This is a genomic window from Myxococcus sp. MISCRS1, assembly GCF_026626605.1.
In the GTDB taxonomy this organism is placed as follows: Bacteria; Myxococcota; Myxococcia; order Myxococcales; family Myxococcaceae; genus Myxococcus; species Myxococcus fulvus.
In genome coordinates this window covers 4211887-4227294 of sequence record NZ_JAPNKB010000001.1, presented here as the reverse complement: position 1 = coordinate 4227294, position 15408 = coordinate 4211887, and the positions used below count along the sequence as shown (strand labels likewise).

Here is a 15408-nt window from a genome sequence, read left to right as displayed (position 1 = left end):
GAGGGCACCTCGGGATGCAGTGTGCCTGCGGAAATTCGGCGGGGACGTGCGTGGATGGCTGATGACTGGCCGAGGCATGTCAGGGGTTCCAGGATAGAATGAGGTTTCCGGTGTGAAGGCCGGCTTCATCCATGGGCTCCTCGCCAACGAATGACATCCCGCTCGGTACGGTCCTGCGGGACACGTATGAGATCTCCGGCGTGCTGGGCCGAGGAGGGATGGGGACCGTCTTCCTGGCGCGGCATCTGCGGCTGCCGGGCAGGCACGTGGCGGTCAAGGTGCTGCGGCACGACGCGAGCCTGGGGGAGGAGGTCTACCTGCGCTTCCGGCGGGAGGCGGAGATTGCCTCGCGGCTGGGGCATCCGAACATCGTGGAGGTCATCGACTTCGACACGCTGGCGGACGGCTCGCCGTTTTTGGTGATGGAGCACCTGAAGGGGATGCCGCTGTCCCGGCGCATCCGCAAGGGCGCGCAGCTGACGCTGCCGGAGGTGTTCTCCATCGCGCGGCAGATGGGCTCGGCGCTGCAGGCGGCGCACGGGGCGGGCGTGGTGCACCGGGACTTGAAGCCCGGCAACGTGTTCCTGGTGCCCACGGAGCTCGGGGGCATGTCGGTGGAGCACGTGAAGCTGCTCGACTTCGGCATCTCGAAGATCATCGACTCGAAGACGGTGCAGACGCAGGACGCCATCCTGCTGGGCACGCCGCAGTACATGGCGCCCGAGCAGGCCACCGGGAAGAACCGGGAGGTGGACCCGAGGACGGACATCTTCTCGTTCGGGTGCATGGTGTACGAGATGCTCGCGCGCAAGCTGCCCTTCAAGGACGGGGGCATCCTGCCGGAGCTCATCTACCGCATCGTCTATGATCCACCGGAGCCGCTGCTGGAGGTGGCGCCGCAGACGCCGGTGCACGTGGTGCGAGCCATCGAGCAGGCGCTGGCGAAGCGCCCGGAGGACCGCTTCCCGGACGTGAGCGCGTTCATCGCCGCGCTGACGGGGACGCCCTTGCGCACGGCGACGCCGTCACCGGATGCGCCGGCGCCCGTGGTGGTGCGGCCCGCGGCGCAGGTGCCGACGGCGACCGTGCAGCCCCGGCCCATCGCGTCGCCGCCGTCGAAGCCCGCGACGCAGGTGGTCTCACCCTGGCGGGCCTCGAGGCCGCAGGCGGACGCGGCGTCGCGCGCGAAGCCGGCGGAGGCTCCTCGCGAGGAGGTCTCGTCTCGAGCCGTGCTGGAGGGCACCGGACACGCCCCGAATGGCGTGGCGGCCTCCGCGCATGGAACGGGACGCGGGGCGAACGGCGCGGATGCATCGGCGCGCTCGGCACAGGGCGCGGGACGAGACGAGAACGGCGCGGATGCATCGGCGCGCTCGGCGCATGGCACGGGACGAGACGCGAACGGGGCGGATGCGTCGGCGCGCTCGGCACAGGGCGCGGGACTCGTGGGACGTGCCGCGAACGGAGCCGAGGCGCATGGCACGGGACGAGACGCGAACGGGGCGGATGCGTCGGCGCGCTCGGCACAGGGCGCGGGACTCGTGGGACGTGCCGCGAACGGAGCCGAGGCGCATGGCACGGGACGAGACGCGAACGGAGCCGAGGCTCCGGCGCGCGCGCCACTCGGTGCCGTGGTGCATGGCGGTGATGGCTCCACGCGTCCCGCGCGCGGCGTGGCGGCGCAAGCCGCGAGGGCGTCGTCCGATGCCGAGCGGGGCAGCGCGGGGCAGGACGTGGACAACCCTTCCGTCGATCCCTCGCGTGCACCCGCGTCGGGGCTCGTCGGCAAGTCGGTGCGCGTCTCCCCTCCGAAGCCCGGAGTCGTCGCGCGCCCTCCCGTCGCGGAGCCTTCCCCTCCACCCGAACTCCCCCGGCCTCCCGTCCCGGACACCCCCGCCGTCCCGCTGGAGGTGTGGAGACCTCCCGCCGCGAACGCGCCTGCCGTGGAGCCCGACTCGGATTCCGAGCCGGTGACGATCCGCTCGCCCTCGGGAGGTGTCCCGGTGGTGGGTCGTCGCCGCTACGCGCGATGGCTGCTCGCGGCCGGCGTGGTCGCCCTCGTGGGCGCGGGCCTCGTGGCGACGCACAAGAACCGCTCCACCACCCCCGTCCCCCTGGCGACGACTCCCACCCAGAACGCGCCGCCGCCCGAGGTCGCGCCCGCCGCGCCAGCGCCGGAATCACAGACACGGCTCGTCCAGGGCACGCCTCCCGCGGAGAAGAACACGCTGGCCCCCTTGCCACCCCCGACGGGCATCGGTCAGATGGAGTCTTCCGTGGTTCCATCTCCCGAGGCCAAGGCGAAGCCCGAGGGCCAAGGCACGAAGCCCACGGACCTGGAGCTGGCCGAGAAGGCCCTGGCCCGTGGTGACCCCGGCGAAGCCATCCAGCTGGCCCGCCGCAGTCAGCGCGACCAGGCCACCGGCGCCTCCTTCGCGCTCCTCGCGCGCGCCCACTGCCACCAGAAGGACCTCTCCAGCGCGCGCTTCGTCTGGCTCCGCGTCCCCGCCTCCGAGCAGGCCGAGGTGCGCAGGTACTGCCAGCAGCACGGCATCACCCTGTGAGCACCGGCGAGCCCCGCTCGCCTCTGTCATCCGTCAGACCCCCGCCCGACCCGCCACGTCGTTGGCCAGACACGACCCACCACGCCCTCCTGCGGACGGGTGTTGCGCTGCGTTAAAGATGAATTCTCCTGATGGTGTCGAATAGGATGGTTCAGCTTCGCGAGGCAGCGCCCTACCAGGGCAAGCGGCCGTCCGAGGTCCGGTCTCCGCCGTGACGGGGGGCCCGGCGGGGACTGGGAACCGCGTCCTGGAGTAGGCTTTCGAACAGTTGGCATCGGGGGGAGGGGAGATGAGCGATGGTGGTGGAGGCACCCGAGCCGGGGAAACTGTCGGCCATCCTGTTCACGGGCATCGAGGCCGTGAGCCGTCAGTCCTGGCGTGATGAAGCGCTCCAGCAGGTGGTGCGCGAGGAACACGCGTCGTTGGTCCGAGAGCTGCTGCCGCGCCATGGAGGGCGCGAGGTGAAGCGTCTGGAGGATGGGTTCCTGTTGGAGTTCGAGGGCGGGATGTCCGCCGTGGACTTCGGCCTGGCGCTCCAGCGGGAGCTGGAGACCCACAACGGCACCGTGGCCGCCGAGCGCCGCGTGGTGCTGCGCGTGGGTGTGCACGTGGGCATGGTGGTGCACCGCGACGGCGACGTGTTCGGCGAGGGCGTCAACCTGGCCGCGCGCATCGAGGCGCTCGCGAGGCCCGGCACGCTCTACGTCAGCGAGTCGGTGGCCCGGCAGGTGGAAGGCCGGCTGGCGTCGCCGCCGGTGCGCCTGGGCCGAGGCGAGATGAAGAACATCCGCCTGCCGGTGGCCGTCTATCGCATCGACCCCCGGGAGCATCGCGGCCGTCGGCCGTGGCTGTCCCGGATGCGCTCGCTGTTGAGTCGCACGCCCACGGCGAACTGAAGCGCGGGTATTCACCGGACGCTGGCGCTACGGTGCGCGCCATGCCCCAGCTCACCCTCGTCGTCGCCTCGAAGAATTACTCCTCGTGGTCGCTTCGGCCGTACCTGGCGCTCTGCCATACCGGGCAGCCCTTCCAGGAGGTCGTCATCCCCCTGGACACGCCAGGGACCCAGGACCGCATCCTCGAGCACTCGCCCAGCGGACGGGTGCCGGCGCTCCGACACGGAGACCTGGTCATCTGGGACTCGCTGGCCATCTGCGAGTACCTGGCGGAGACCTTCCCGGAGGCCCGGCTGTGGCCCGAGTCGCGCGAGGCCCGCGCGGTGGCGCGCTCGGTGACGGCGGAGATGCACTCGAGCTTCTCGCGGCTGCGCGAGCACATGGGGATGAACCTGCGCGCGCGCAAGCCGGGACAGGGGCGGGCGCCGGGCGTCGCCGAGGACATCGCCCGCATCCAGGCGCTGTGGAACGACTGCCGCTCGCGCTTCGGTCAGGGCGGGCCGTTCCTGTTCGGCCGCTTCAGCATCGCGGATGCGTTCTACACGCCGGTGGCCACGCGCTTCGTCACCTACGACGTGACGCTGGACCCGGTGAGCGCCGCGTACCGCGACACGCTCCTGTCCCAGCCCGCCTTCCAGAAGTGGGCCCAGGCCGGACTGCACGAGCCGCCCGTGGCGAAGTACGAGGACTGAGCGCGCTGGCTCACAGCCCCAGCCGGGCGAGCTGCGCGTCGAACGCGTCGGCGGTGGTGAACAGCTGCCCACGCAGCCCCAGCGCGTCGGCGGCCTCCACGAACTCCGGCAGGTCGTCGAAGAAGGCGGCCTCGCGCGGCTCGACGCCGGCGCGCTCCAGGGCGATGCGGTAGATGTCCGGCTCGGGCTTCACGAAGCCCACCTCGCAGCTCATCACCAGCGCGTCGAAGCGCTGCAGCAGCGGCAGCCGGGGCCGCAAGTACGCCGCGTGCAGCGCGTTGGTGTTGGACACCAGCACCAGCTTCACCCGGCCGATGAGCGACTCCACCCGGGGCAGCACGGCCTCGTGGGTGGTGAAGTGGCTGCTCCACAGGGGCGCGAACTCCGCCATGGGCAGCTCGACGCCCAGCGCCCCGCACACGCTCTTGCGGATGCCCTCGGCGTCCAGCGTGCCCCGGTTGGCCTCGGTCCACCCGGCGCCCATCAGCCGCTGGGCGACCTCCGCGGCGGACATCCGCGCGCACGCGCCCAGCCGCGCGAAGAGCAACGCGTTGTCGTGGAAGACGAGCACATTGCCCAGGTCCAGGAGGACCGCCTTCACCTCCGCCATGCCTGCTCCTCGCACCGGGTCGCCTGGCGGCCCGGTCATCAGAAGGGCAGGCGAGGCTAGAGGAGCGGGACGCGCTCAGGCAAATCCCGCGCGGGCACCGTCGAGTAGTCCGAGCCCACGTCCAGGAGGACCCGCTGACGCACCCGCGTGCTCAGCGCCTTGCGCAACCTGCCGAGGAACTCCGGCGGCGCCGCGATGATGAGCTTGTCGAACGCGTGGCGGTCATGCCCCTTGTCGAGCACGCCGGACAGCTCGCGCGCGAAGCGGTCGTGCTCCAGCTCCCGACGACCCTGCGGCTCGTTCTCCCCGGGAGGACCGTGCAGGGTGCCCGCGTTGGGGTTGTCCGGCTGCTCGCGCAGCTGCTCGCTCTTGACGCGGCTCTCCTCGTGGAAGAACTCCTCGACCAGACTCCACTCCTCGCGCCCCTTCGCGTCCGTCTCGAAGAGCCGGGCCCGGCTCGCGTTCCCCACGAGAATCCAGAGCTTTGCGTCCGCCATGTGTCACGCCTCCTTAGGGTGGGAGATGAGGACCCACGCGGCGCCCGGCAACCTTCCTGTCCCGAGCCGCTCCCCCGTCGCGCGCAGGGCAGGCGGGCGTGTCACGCGGGTTTGACACCCACATCCGGAGTTCCGGTGTTCGGAACCGGACCGATCATTCCGTTGGGAATGGCAAAGGAGTAGAACGGCGGCATGCGCATTCCCGCGTTGTTGCCTGTCGCCGTGCTGGCGCTCGCGCTCTGGGCTCCGCCCGCGAGGAGCCAGGAGCAGGGTGGCCTGGGGTTGGACCTCAGCTCCGAGACGTCGTCGTCGGAGTCCGCGCCCCAGGATCAGCCGGCGCCGGGCATGGGCCTGGACTTGCGCGAGGGCGAGGAGAGCGCCGTGTCGCTGACGCCGCGCTTCATCCTGTTGGGGTTGGAGACGCCGGAGCGCGCGGGCTCGCAGCAGGCGTCGGCGTGGCTGCGGGAGCTGGCGAAGGGCGCGATGTCGTCCGGCATGGTGGAGTTCGCCGCGACGCCCAAGCAGGCGCGGGAGCGACTGGAGGCGGGCTACGAGGCGGCGCTGAGCTGCGCCCAGGCGTCGTGCATGACGGAGCCGGCGGAGCAGCTGGACGCGGACCTGCTGACGACGGCGCGGCTGTCGCTGGAGGACGCGGGGTGGACGCTGCGCGCGTGGACGTATGACCGCGACCGCGGCGTGGTGCACGAGGACGTGGTGTCGGGGCGCAACCCCAAGGACGAGGCCTTCCAGAAGGAGGCGGCCACGAAGCTGGGCAACCGGATGATGGCGCTGGCGCGTCCGCGCGCGCTCTTGAAGGTGAGCGTCAACGTGCCCACGGCGGTGGTGAAGGTGGGCGAGCGCATCCTCGGCGTGGGCAGCGTGGAGGCGCGGCTGGCGCCGGGCACGGTGCAGCTGGAGGTGTCCGCGGACGAGTACGCGTCCTTCACGAAGGCGGTGGTGCTCAAGCCCGGCGCGCGTGAGGAGGTCCAGGTCCGCATGGAGATCTCCGGCCCGGCGCCGGAGGGCCCCGAGGACGGCGTGGCGCGGGTGTCGTCGAAGCGGCGCGGCGGCGCCAGCACGCCCATCTACAAGCGGCCTGCGTTCTACACGGCGCTGGTGGGGCTGGCGGTGGCGGGCGCGGGCGCGGTGATGAGCATGAGCGCCAAGGACGTGGAGAAGCGGGCCACGGACACCAACGGGGACGGCATCATCGACGTGACGCGCAAGGAGATGCTGGACGCGAAGTCACAGGCCAACCTGGCCGCGGGGCTGCTCATCGGCGGTGGAGCCGTGGCGGCCGGCAGCGTGACGTGGCTCCTGGTGATTCCGTCGCGCAGCGAGCCGGCCGCGCCCGTGGGCACGGTGAGCGCGGGTGGCGCGTCCACGGCGGTGCACGTCGTCGTCGGTGGGAGCTTCTGAGCCTTATGAAGACCTTCGAATCCTGGCTGCGAGCCCTCACCGCGGTGCTGCTGCTCTCCGGCGTGGCGGGCTGCAAGGTGACGTTCCCCGACAACGCCGCCTACACCTGTGAGAAGGACGGGGACTGCGGCGGCGAGGGCTTCGTCTGTACGTCGCTGCCCGATGACGGGCCCCGGTACTGTTGCCGGCCGGAGGGCGCGGAGCGCTGCAACGGCCTGGACGACGACTGCGACGGCGCCATCGACGAGCTGGAGGCGACGTGCTTCTCGGGCAAGGACGACAACCGCGGCAAGGGCGCGTGCCGCGACGGCCAGTCCGTCTGCACCCGTCAGGGCACGGTGGCGTGCGTGGGCGACGTGCTGCCCACCGTCGAGCGCTGCAACGGCGTGGATGACGACTGCGACGGCGAGGTGGACGAGGACTTCAATCGGCTCACGGACCCGTTCAACTGCGGCACGTGCGGCACGGTGTGCACCGCGCTGCAGACCTGCGTGGAGGGCGTCTGCCAGAAGCGCGGCGAGCTCGACTGCGGCAACGGCATCGACGACAACCGCGACGGGGCCACCGACTGCGCGGACCGCGACGACTGCGATGGGCAGGCCTGCGGCGTGGGCTGCCTCTGCGAGAACGGCCGGCAGACGGAGTCGGACTGCGGCAACGGCGAGGACGACGACGAGGACCGGAGCATCGACTGCGCGGACCGCGACGACTGCGAAGGCAAGTCCTGCGGCGCCGGCTGCGTGTGCACGGACGGCCGCAAGACGGAGTCGCTGTGCACGCCGGACAGCGGCGACGAGGACGGCGACGGCCGGCTCAACTGCGCGGACCCCGACTGCGAGCGCAAGGAGTGCGGGCCGGGGCTTTCGTGTAACAACGTTGGCAGCTGTGTCGAGGGCGCCTGCGACAACGGCGAGGACGACGACGGGGACGGCCAGACGGACTGCGCTGACTCGGACTGCAGCGGCCAGTCGTGCGGCGTGGGCTGCGCGTGCCGCAACAGCGCCAAGGCCGAGGCGAGCTGCACCGATGGCATCGACAATGACGGGGATGGCACGACGGACACTCCCAGCGTCGACTGCCAGGACTCCGACTGCGGCGGCCAGCTGTGCGTGGCCGGTGAGCCGAACGCCGTGTGCGGCGTCACGTCGAAGCGCTGCGCCGAGGTGAGCTGCAACGACCTCGTCGACAACGACAAGGATGGCCTGACCGACTGCGCGGACACCCAGGACTGCCCGAACAACTCCCGCTGCTCGCGCCTGGTGGATGGCAACCGCGTGGCCGGCGTCTGCCGCTCGGGGGTCTGCACGTGATCCACGCCGCCCCGCCTGGATGCCCGGCCCTCGCGCCTGTCCACGAGTGGACAGTGGCGGGAGTGTCGTCGGGGCCGTGCGGGGCGGAGGGCTTCGGGGTTCGGACAGGGTCTTCGTCGACCTCCGTCTCGCGAGCACCGCTGGGGACGTGGGACGTGGGCGTTACGTGGAAGACAGAGGGGCCGCGGTGGGTTGCCGTTGGGCCTGAGCATGGAGAGTTCTTCACACCATGGGCAACGATGACCTCTTCGCGCAGACCTTGTTGTCCTCTCGCGGAGGGCCCGTGAGCGGCGAGCAACGTGTCGGCGTGGAGCTGCGGGAGGGCTCGCAGCTGGGCAGCTACCAGCTGGAGGCGCTCCTGGGCGAGGGCTCCATGGGCCGGGTGTTCCAGGCGCGTCACGCGCGGCTGGGGCGCCAGGTGGCCTTGAAGGTGCTCAAGCCCGAGCACGCGCGCGACGGCGGCTTCGTGCAGCGCTTCTTCCAGGAAGCCCGCACGGTGAATCAGATCAACCACGAGCACATCGTGGAGATCTTCGACTTCGTGGACGAGGGCGAGGGCGGCCACGTCTATTGCGTCATGGAGCTGTTGCGCGGGCAGGGCCTGGGCGCGCTCCTGAAGCAGGAGCCCCTGTCGCTCGCGCGCATCCAGCGCATCGCGGTGCAGGTGTGCGCGGCCCTGGGCGCGGCGCACCAGGTGGGCGTGGTGCACCGGGACATCAAGCCGGACAACCTCTTCCTCACCCAGCGCGCCGGACAGCCGGACTTCGTGAAGGTGCTCGACTTCGGCGTCGCCAAGCACCTGGCCACCGAGGGCGCGACGCCCACGGGCACGCTGGACGGGACCATCATCGGCACGCCGGCGTACATGTCCCCGGAGCAGGCCGCGGGCCTGACGGTGGACGCGCGCTCGGACATCTACGCGGTGGGCAACATCCTGTACGAGATGCTCACCGGCCACCCGCCCTTCCAGGCGGAGGCCTTCGGGCAGCTGGTGGTGCAGATCATCACCCAGCCGCCGCCGCCGCTGCCCACGCAGCTGGCGACCGGGGAGCCGCTGCCGTCCCAGCTCGCGGAGCTGGTGATGCGGTGTCTGGCGAAGGAGCCGGAGGCCCGGCCGCAGACGCTCGCGGAGGTGACGACGGGGCTGTTGCTGTTGCCCGTGCAGGTGCCCTCGTCGCCGGAGGCCGTGGCGGCGCTGGAGCCGTCGGAGCGGCCCACGCGGCGGATGCCCGTGGTGATGGGCCCCCATCGTCGCCGCGCCCTGTGGGCCGCGGGGGCGGGCGTCGTGGCGCTGCTCGCGGCCGGTGCGCTGGTGTGGCGCGGCACCGGGACATCGAGCGCGCCGGTCATCGTCCCGAGCGCGTCGGAGTCCGTCGTCTCCCCGGAGCGCGCGCCGGAGCCCCTGGTGCTGGCGGCGGCGCCCGAGCAGGTGGTGGTGCCCGCGGTGCGGCTCACCGTGCACTCCTTCCCGGAGGGCGCGCAGGTGGTGCGCTCGGACACCGGTGAGGTGCTGGGCGTCACGCCGCTGGTGCGCGAGCTGCCGCGCCGCGAGGTGCCGCTGCACCTGCGCGTGGAGCTGGCGGGGTACGTGTCCTCGGAGCGCTCGGTGCGGCTGGATTCGCACACGGAGCTGGAGGTGCCGCTGGCCAAGTCGCTCACCGCGCCGAGGGCGAACGCGAGCAAGAAGCCGAGCGCGAAGAAGCCGTCGCAGGACGCCGCCGCCTCGCGCAAGACCAAGGCGCGCTCGGCGAGCGCCGAGTCCTCGGGGCGTTAGGCCTGGCTTCGTGGCGGCGGGAGGCCCTCGCCGCCGTCTCGGCCTGGACCTTCAGCGCGAGGTGGCCGTCTGGGCGAGCACCTGCGCGGCGATGCGGGAGATGCGCTCGTCGAAGCCCGCCGCGTCGTGGAAGGTGAGGCGCACGTCGCCCACCTCGAGCTTCGCGCCGGGCGTCAGCACCACGCCCGCGTCGGGCAGCTCCCGGCCGTCCAGCTTCACGGGCCTGGCGTCGGCCACGCGGGCCACGTGCCAGGTGGCCTCGGACTGGGGCGTGAGGATGAGCTGCTCGCGCGACACCGTGGCGTCGTTGACCACCAGCGCGTTGTTCTGCGAGGCGCGGCCCAGGCGGATGGGGCCTCGCTCGGCCAGGGCCACCAGCTCGAAGCACATGGCGTCCCCGGCGGGCAGGCAGTCCTTCAGGTCCGTGAGCGGCAGCCGGGTGGCGCCCACGTTTCCGTCCACGGTCTCCGGGACGTTCCACGCGCCTGCCTCCCACACCAGCCAGGGGTGCGGGTACTTGGCGCGAAACTTCTCTTTGAGTGCCAGGTGCTGCCTCACCAGCAGCGAGAGCAGCAGTGCGCGAGCCATGGATGACTCATAACCCCTTCGGCCCCCGCAGCGCGCGAGAAGGTGCATTCCGGTGTCCACGAATCGTCTGAAACCCGGCGGGTGGCCCCCCACTCGCGCGCGGAGTGGGCCCTGTAGTACACCCGCGCCCACATCCTTCTGGAGGTCCCATGCGTCGTCTCCTGCTCGCCCCGCTCCTGCTCCTCGTCCCCGCCTGCAAGGGTGAGACGGCCAAGGACGTCACTGCCACGGTGGTGGGCAAGACGGTGGAGGTGGCCAAGGGCGCCGGCAGCGGCGTCGTCGAGGGCTTCAACGAGGGCCGCAAGGGCGCCGCCAGCGCGGACGGCTCGCGCACGCTGTCCACCGCCGAGGAGGTGGCCGCCAACACCGAGCTGTCCGTCCTGGAGGCGAAGCCCTCCCACGGCGGCGGCGTGGAGGTGGTGCTCGCGGTGACGAACAAGACGGACCAGCCGCTGCACCTCTTGGGCCTGCACGAGGGCGGCGGCGCGCAGCTGCTGGACAAGGACGGCTTCGCCACGCCGCTGCAGGCCCGCTCCCCCGGACAGTCGGCCGACTCCATCAAGGTGCCGCCCTCCGTGAAGGTGAAGGCGAGCATCTACTTCGATGGCGAGGCGGAGAAGGCCACGAAGGTCCGGGTGTGGGGGCGCGAGCTCACCGTGCCCGCCGCGGCCACCGCCGCCAAGCCGCAGCCGTAGTCCGTCCCTGCTTCTCGCCTGTCGCCGCCTGGAGTCGCGATGCGCCGTCTGTCCCTGGTCCTGCTGTGCGCGAGCCTCTCGTCCGCCTGTGATGATTCGGAGGGCGCGCCCGTCGTCCCGCCGCCGCCCTTCACCCAGTCCTATCCGGACGCGGGGCCGACGCCCGACGGGGGGGGCGGTCCGGCGACGTGGGCCTGTCAGCGGCAGGCGGTGGTGAAGGGCGCGCCCATGTCGCTCCTGGCGGACCTGCAGCTCGCCATGGGGCGGGCCACGACGTCGAACGAGCGCACCCAGGCCATCGACCGCTTCGTGGAGCAGGTGGAGGCCCAGGGAGGCACGCCGCTGGTGAGCGACGCGAGCGCGGGCCGCCAGCGCGTGGCCTTCTTCGCCCGGGGCGAGTCCGCGCGCGACACCTTCGTGGCCGGTGAGTTCAACGAGTGGTCGCCCACGGCGACGCCGCTCGGGCAGGTGCGCGACACGGACCTGTACCTCGCGGAGGTGGAGGTTCCGCGCACGGGGCCGCAGCCGTACAAGCTGGTGAAGGGCGGCAGCTTCTTCGAGGACCCGCGCGCGCGCAACGTCGTGTGGGACCGCCTCAACCGAAACGACGTGGGCCAGTTCAACTCGCTCGTCTATCCGGACGCGCAGGACCCGGCGAAGGGCCGGCTCACCGCGTGGTACGACGTGCGCGCCACGGCGCTGAACGACGCGCGCGATGTCTTCGTCTACACGCCCGCGTCGTACGACGGCCCGGAGTGCCCGTCGCTGCCGGTGATGTACGTGCACGACGGCAACGAGAGCATCACCCGCGAGTCCTTCGTGGACGCGGCGGACGCCCACTACAAGGCGCGGCCCCAGGACTCGGCGGTGCTCGTGTTCATCGCGCTGCCGAGCCAGGACGTGCGGCTGGGGCAGTACACCTTCCCGCCCGCGCTCGCGCCGGGCTGGCCCACGCCTCGGGGTGACGACTACCTGGCCTTCATCGTCAATGACTTGATGCCGCGCGTGGAGTCGGGCCTGCGCGTGAAGACGGGGCCCCAGGAGACGGGCATCTCCGGCGCGTCGCTGGGCGGGCTCATCTCCGTGTACGCGGGCTTCCGCGCGCCGGAGAAGTTCGGCTTCGTGGGCACGCAGTCCGGCACGCTGTTCTGGCCGCACGACGGCGAGGTGGACCGCAACGACGGCAACGCCATGGTGGTGCGCGCGAGCGCGGACCCGGTGGTGCCGGTGCGCTTCTACGTGGACCACGGCTCACCCTCTGCGGGCTGCACGCGCGACGGCGAGCAGGGCGCGGACGACTGTCAGTCCAACCTCCAGTTCGTCTCCGCGCTGCGCAACAAGGGCTACGGCGTGGTGCACGTGAACGAGGTGAGCGGCGCGCACGACTGGGCCTTCTGGAAGAAGCGCCAGCCGGGGCTGCTGTGCGCGTTCCGCAACTCGGACGCGAAGGAGTGCGGCCTCTAGGCGCGCACTCCCTCGGCGACGCCGCTACAGCTTCGCGGCGATGGCCCGCGCCAGCCGGTGCGGGGCCTCGGCGTCCAGGTTGAGGAAGAGGGCGGGCTCGGTGACCTCCACCTCCTGCAGCCGGGTGACGCCTTCGTTGTCGGTGGCCACGTCCACGCGGGCGTAGAGCAGCGGGGCGCCCATGGCCTCGAGCACGCGCTCGGACAGCTTCAGCTCCTTGGCGTCGGGCGTGAAGAGGGTGGGCTCCGAGAAGCCGCGCGGCGCGGACTTCAGCGTGGGCGGGCGGCGCACCGCGTGGCTGAAGGCGCCGTCGAAGAAGATATAGCTGCGCTCTCCCTCCGACTCGAAGGCCCGGAGGTAGGGCTGCACCATGAGCTCGCTGGTGGCGGAGAGTCGGGTGACGAGCGCGTTGCCGGCCGCGGCCTCGGCGCGCGGGATGATGTGCGTCTCCACGGCGCCGGCGGACACGGCGGGCTTGAGGACCAGCGTGTCCCAGCCCCGGGCGCGGGCGACGATTTCGAGGTCCAGGGTGCCCTCGCGCTCCACCCACGCGGTGGGCGTCACGGGGATGCCCTTCTCCTCCAGCTCGCGCAGGTAGAACTTGTGCGTGTTCCAGCGCAGCACGTCGGCGGGGTTGTGGAGCCTGGTGAGGCGGCCGACCTTCTGGGCCCAGGCGACGAAGGTGTCGCGGCGCAGGTGGCTGTCCCAGGTGCTGCGCACCACGGCGAGGCGCACGCTCTTGAAGTCCACCGTCGGGTCGTCCCAGACGACGGGCCGCGCATCCAGGCCCAGCGCGCGGAGCGCGGGGAGCAGGGGACGCTCGAACTCGGCGAGCTCGGGCATGTCTGAATAGGTGAGGACAGCGACATCCATGGTGAAGGGCTCCAGGTGGGGCGCCGAGGGGTGTGGGCGGTGGCCGGGCACGGACGCCTCGGACAGTCGAGGCGGACCGGTCGGCGCGCATCGACACGATACGTAGCGCGAGGTCGTCCGGGCAGCAGGAGTTTCGCGGGGGCTCGCACTGTGATGGTCAGCGGCGTGGGGAGGTGTGCTCCGGCTTCACCGCGGGCGCGCGCGGAGCGCGGCCCTGGGGCGCGTGCTCCCTCGGTGTGTCGTCAGCGCCTCACGCCGAGCGCGCCGATACGGGCACACGCGCGGGAGCCTCGGGCGAGGCCTGGGCCGCCTTCTCCTGCTGCTGCCGCTCCGACGCCTCACGCAGGACGCCCGCGAGCAGCGCCTGTCCCCGCGGATACGGCGCGGCTTCTCCCTCCAGCGCGAGCAGCTGCTGCCGCAGGATGGCCCCGCTGGCCGTGCGCTGCTCGGGCCGCTTCTCGAGCAGCCCCATCACCGCCGCGTCCAGCGCGGGCGGCACCTCCGGGTTGAAGCGCGAGGGCGGGAGCACCTCCTGGTCCAGCGTGGCGCGCAAGAGCGCCTCCTGCGTGGAGCCCTGCAGCGCGCGCCGCCCCGTGAGCGCCTCGTGCAGCGTCAGGCCCAGCGCGAAGAGGTCCGCGCGCCCATCGAAGGGCCTGCCCGCGGCCTGCTCGGGCGCCATGTAGCCCAGCTTGCCGCGCACGCTGCCCGCGGCGGTGAGCTGCGAGCGCGCCGAGTCCCGCGCGATGCCGAAGTCCGACAGCTTCACGTCGCCGAAGCGCGACACCAGCACGTTGGGCGGGTTCAGGTCACGGTGCACCAGCCGCAGCGGCTGTCCATCCGTGCCCGTGCGGCGGTGCAGGTAGTCGAGCGCCGACGCCAGCTCCGCCCCCAGGAACGTCACCGCCGCCACCGGCAGCGGCCTGCGCGCAAGCCCCCGCATCAGCGTGCTCAGCGGCATCCCATCCACGAACTCCATGGCGAGGAAGTACGTGCCCCCGTGCCGCCCCAAATCGAAGACCTGCACGATGTTGGGGTGGTTGAGCGACGAGCACAGCTCCGCTTCGCGGCGGAACATGGCGACGAAGTCGTCGTCGTCCGCGAACGAGGGGAGGATGCGCTTGAGGGCCACCTGCTTCTGGAAGCCGCCCTCCGGGCAGTACGTGGCCCGGTACACCTCCGCCATGCCGCCCGCGCCCACGCGCTCGTGCAGCACGTACTTGCCCATGACCTCCTGCTCGCGCAGCGCGGACAGCGCCCCCCGCGTCAGCTGAAGGAAGTGCCGCGCCAGCGTGGCGGTGAAGACGCCCGCGGCCACGAAGAAGAAGGCCCGCGTGGCGATGAAGCGCGGCGTCAGCGTGATGAGCGCCGACTCCGGCAGCAGCGGCTGGACGAAGAGGAAGTAGATGCCCAGGTACTCGGCGGCCACCAGCAGGCCCGCGGCCAGCGCCAGCCGGGGGTTGCTGCGCAACGTCGCGAGCGTAATCAGCGTGGGCCAGATGACCAGCGTGGGCGCGGTGAGCGCGTAGATGGGCCCCTGGAAGCGCAAGTCGAACGCGAGCACCACCGCGGGGATGCTGACCTCGATGGCCACGTTGAGCCAGGGGATGGCCGGATGGAACGCGCCCGAGCGCAGCACGCGCCACAGCGCCGTGTAGTAGAGCGCCAGCACCGCCGACAGCCCCATCAGGGCCTGCGTGAGCCCCCAGCCCAGCGAGGGACCCAGCGCCGCCGCCACCACCACCGACGCGCCCGACAGGCCCGCCATGAAGCGCGCCACGGACAGCTCACGGCCCTGCGCATCGCGTCGTAGGTGTCCGTCGAGGAAGCGGGAGACGGGGCTCGTCAGGGTGTGGGCGGTCATCGGCTTCTCAGTCTACAGAAAGGTGGGAAGCGGCTGCGGGGGGTGCCCCCGAGCCCCTTGCATTTCGCCAGGGTGGATTGCCCCGGGGACGTCTGTCGCTGAAATGTTTCACAGGCTACTCTGCGCGGCGTTTCAAGTACGTGTTGTCCGCGCACCCAGGCGGGT

Annotated in this window: 13 protein-coding genes; 8 read left to right on the top strand and 5 right to left on the bottom strand. The window is 71.8% G+C overall.

What is annotated here, in order from left to right:
- The first annotated feature begins 218 nt into the window (after positions 1 to 218).
- The 3 genes from OWM54_RS16335 to OWM54_RS16325 all read left to right on the top strand — a co-directional run bounded on the left by OWM54_RS16335 (position 219) and on the right by OWM54_RS16325 (position 4152).
- Positions 219 to 2564, top strand: coding sequence for a serine/threonine-protein kinase (locus tag OWM54_RS16335; protein WP_267698102.1), 2346 nt, complete (start codon positions 219 to 221; stop codon positions 2562 to 2564).
- 296 nt (positions 2565 to 2860) lie between these two features.
- Positions 2861 to 3460 carry an adenylate/guanylate cyclase domain-containing protein gene (locus OWM54_RS16330; RefSeq protein ID WP_223745949.1) on the top strand — a complete coding sequence of 200 codons (600 nt, stop codon included), beginning with the start codon at positions 2861 to 2863 and terminating at the stop codon, positions 3458 to 3460.
- 41 nt (positions 3461 to 3501) lie between these two features.
- Complete coding sequence (locus OWM54_RS16325) at positions 3502 to 4152, top strand: glutathione S-transferase family protein (protein ID WP_267698101.1); 651 nt, start codon at positions 3502 to 3504, stop codon at positions 4150 to 4152.
- A 10-nt stretch (positions 4153 to 4162) separates the two neighbouring features.
- Here the strand turns inward: OWM54_RS16325 and OWM54_RS16320 are convergent, their stop codons facing one another.
- A complete protein-coding gene (locus tag OWM54_RS16320; RefSeq protein ID WP_141328960.1) occupies positions 4163 to 4762 on the bottom strand; it encodes an HAD family hydrolase in 600 nt (199 codons plus the stop codon).
- A 56-nt stretch (positions 4763 to 4818) separates the two neighbouring features.
- Positions 4819 to 5259, bottom strand: coding sequence for a host attachment protein (locus OWM54_RS16315; RefSeq protein WP_046711014.1), 441 nt, complete (start codon positions 5257 to 5259; stop codon positions 4819 to 4821).
- Positions 5260 to 5451: 192 nt separating this feature from the next.
- On the opposite strand from OWM54_RS16315, the gene OWM54_RS16310 reads away from it, so the two are divergent.
- The 3 genes from OWM54_RS16310 (at position 5452) to OWM54_RS16300 (ending at position 9762) form a co-directional block, all read left to right on the top strand.
- Positions 5452 to 6678, top strand: a complete 1227-nt coding sequence (locus tag OWM54_RS16310; RefSeq protein WP_267698100.1) for a hypothetical protein — start codon at positions 5452 to 5454, stop codon at positions 6676 to 6678.
- 5 nt (positions 6679 to 6683) lie between these two features.
- A complete protein-coding gene (locus OWM54_RS16305; RefSeq protein WP_267698099.1) occupies positions 6684 to 7988 on the top strand; it encodes a MopE-related protein in 1305 nt (434 codons plus the stop codon).
- Positions 7989 to 8217: 229 nt separating this feature from the next.
- Positions 8218 to 9762 (top strand): serine/threonine-protein kinase, encoded by a 1545-nt coding sequence (locus tag OWM54_RS16300; protein WP_267698098.1) that lies wholly within the window; start codon positions 8218 to 8220, stop codon positions 9760 to 9762.
- A 51-nt stretch (positions 9763 to 9813) separates the two neighbouring features.
- On the opposite strand, the gene OWM54_RS16295 is transcribed toward OWM54_RS16300, so the two are convergent.
- Positions 9814 to 10350 (bottom strand): FHA domain-containing protein, encoded by a 537-nt coding sequence (locus OWM54_RS16295; protein ID WP_141328968.1) that lies wholly within the window; start codon positions 10348 to 10350, stop codon positions 9814 to 9816.
- Between the two features lie 149 nt (positions 10351 to 10499).
- Between OWM54_RS16295 and OWM54_RS16290 the strand changes: the two genes are divergently transcribed.
- Positions 10500 to 11045 (top strand): hypothetical protein, encoded by a 546-nt coding sequence (locus OWM54_RS16290; RefSeq protein WP_223745954.1) that lies wholly within the window; start codon positions 10500 to 10502, stop codon positions 11043 to 11045.
- A gap of 39 nt (positions 11046 to 11084) precedes the next feature.
- Positions 11085 to 12509, top strand: a complete 1425-nt coding sequence (locus OWM54_RS16285; RefSeq protein ID WP_267698097.1) for an alpha/beta hydrolase-fold protein — start codon at positions 11085 to 11087, stop codon at positions 12507 to 12509.
- A gap of 24 nt (positions 12510 to 12533) precedes the next feature.
- Here the strand turns inward: OWM54_RS16285 and OWM54_RS16280 are convergent, their stop codons facing one another.
- Both OWM54_RS16280 and OWM54_RS16275 read right to left on the bottom strand, forming a co-directional pair.
- The gene (locus tag OWM54_RS16280) at positions 12534 to 13382 is read right to left on the bottom strand and encodes an ATP-grasp domain-containing protein (RefSeq protein WP_267698096.1); all 849 of its coding nucleotides are present in this window, start codon (positions 13380 to 13382) and stop codon (positions 12534 to 12536) included.
- A 250-nt stretch (positions 13383 to 13632) separates the two neighbouring features.
- Positions 13633 to 15243: a serine/threonine-protein kinase gene (locus OWM54_RS16275; protein ID WP_141328976.1), complete on the bottom strand. Its 1611-nt coding sequence runs from the start codon at positions 15241 to 15243 to the stop codon at positions 13633 to 13635.
- Positions 15244 to 15408 lie beyond the last annotated feature (165 nt).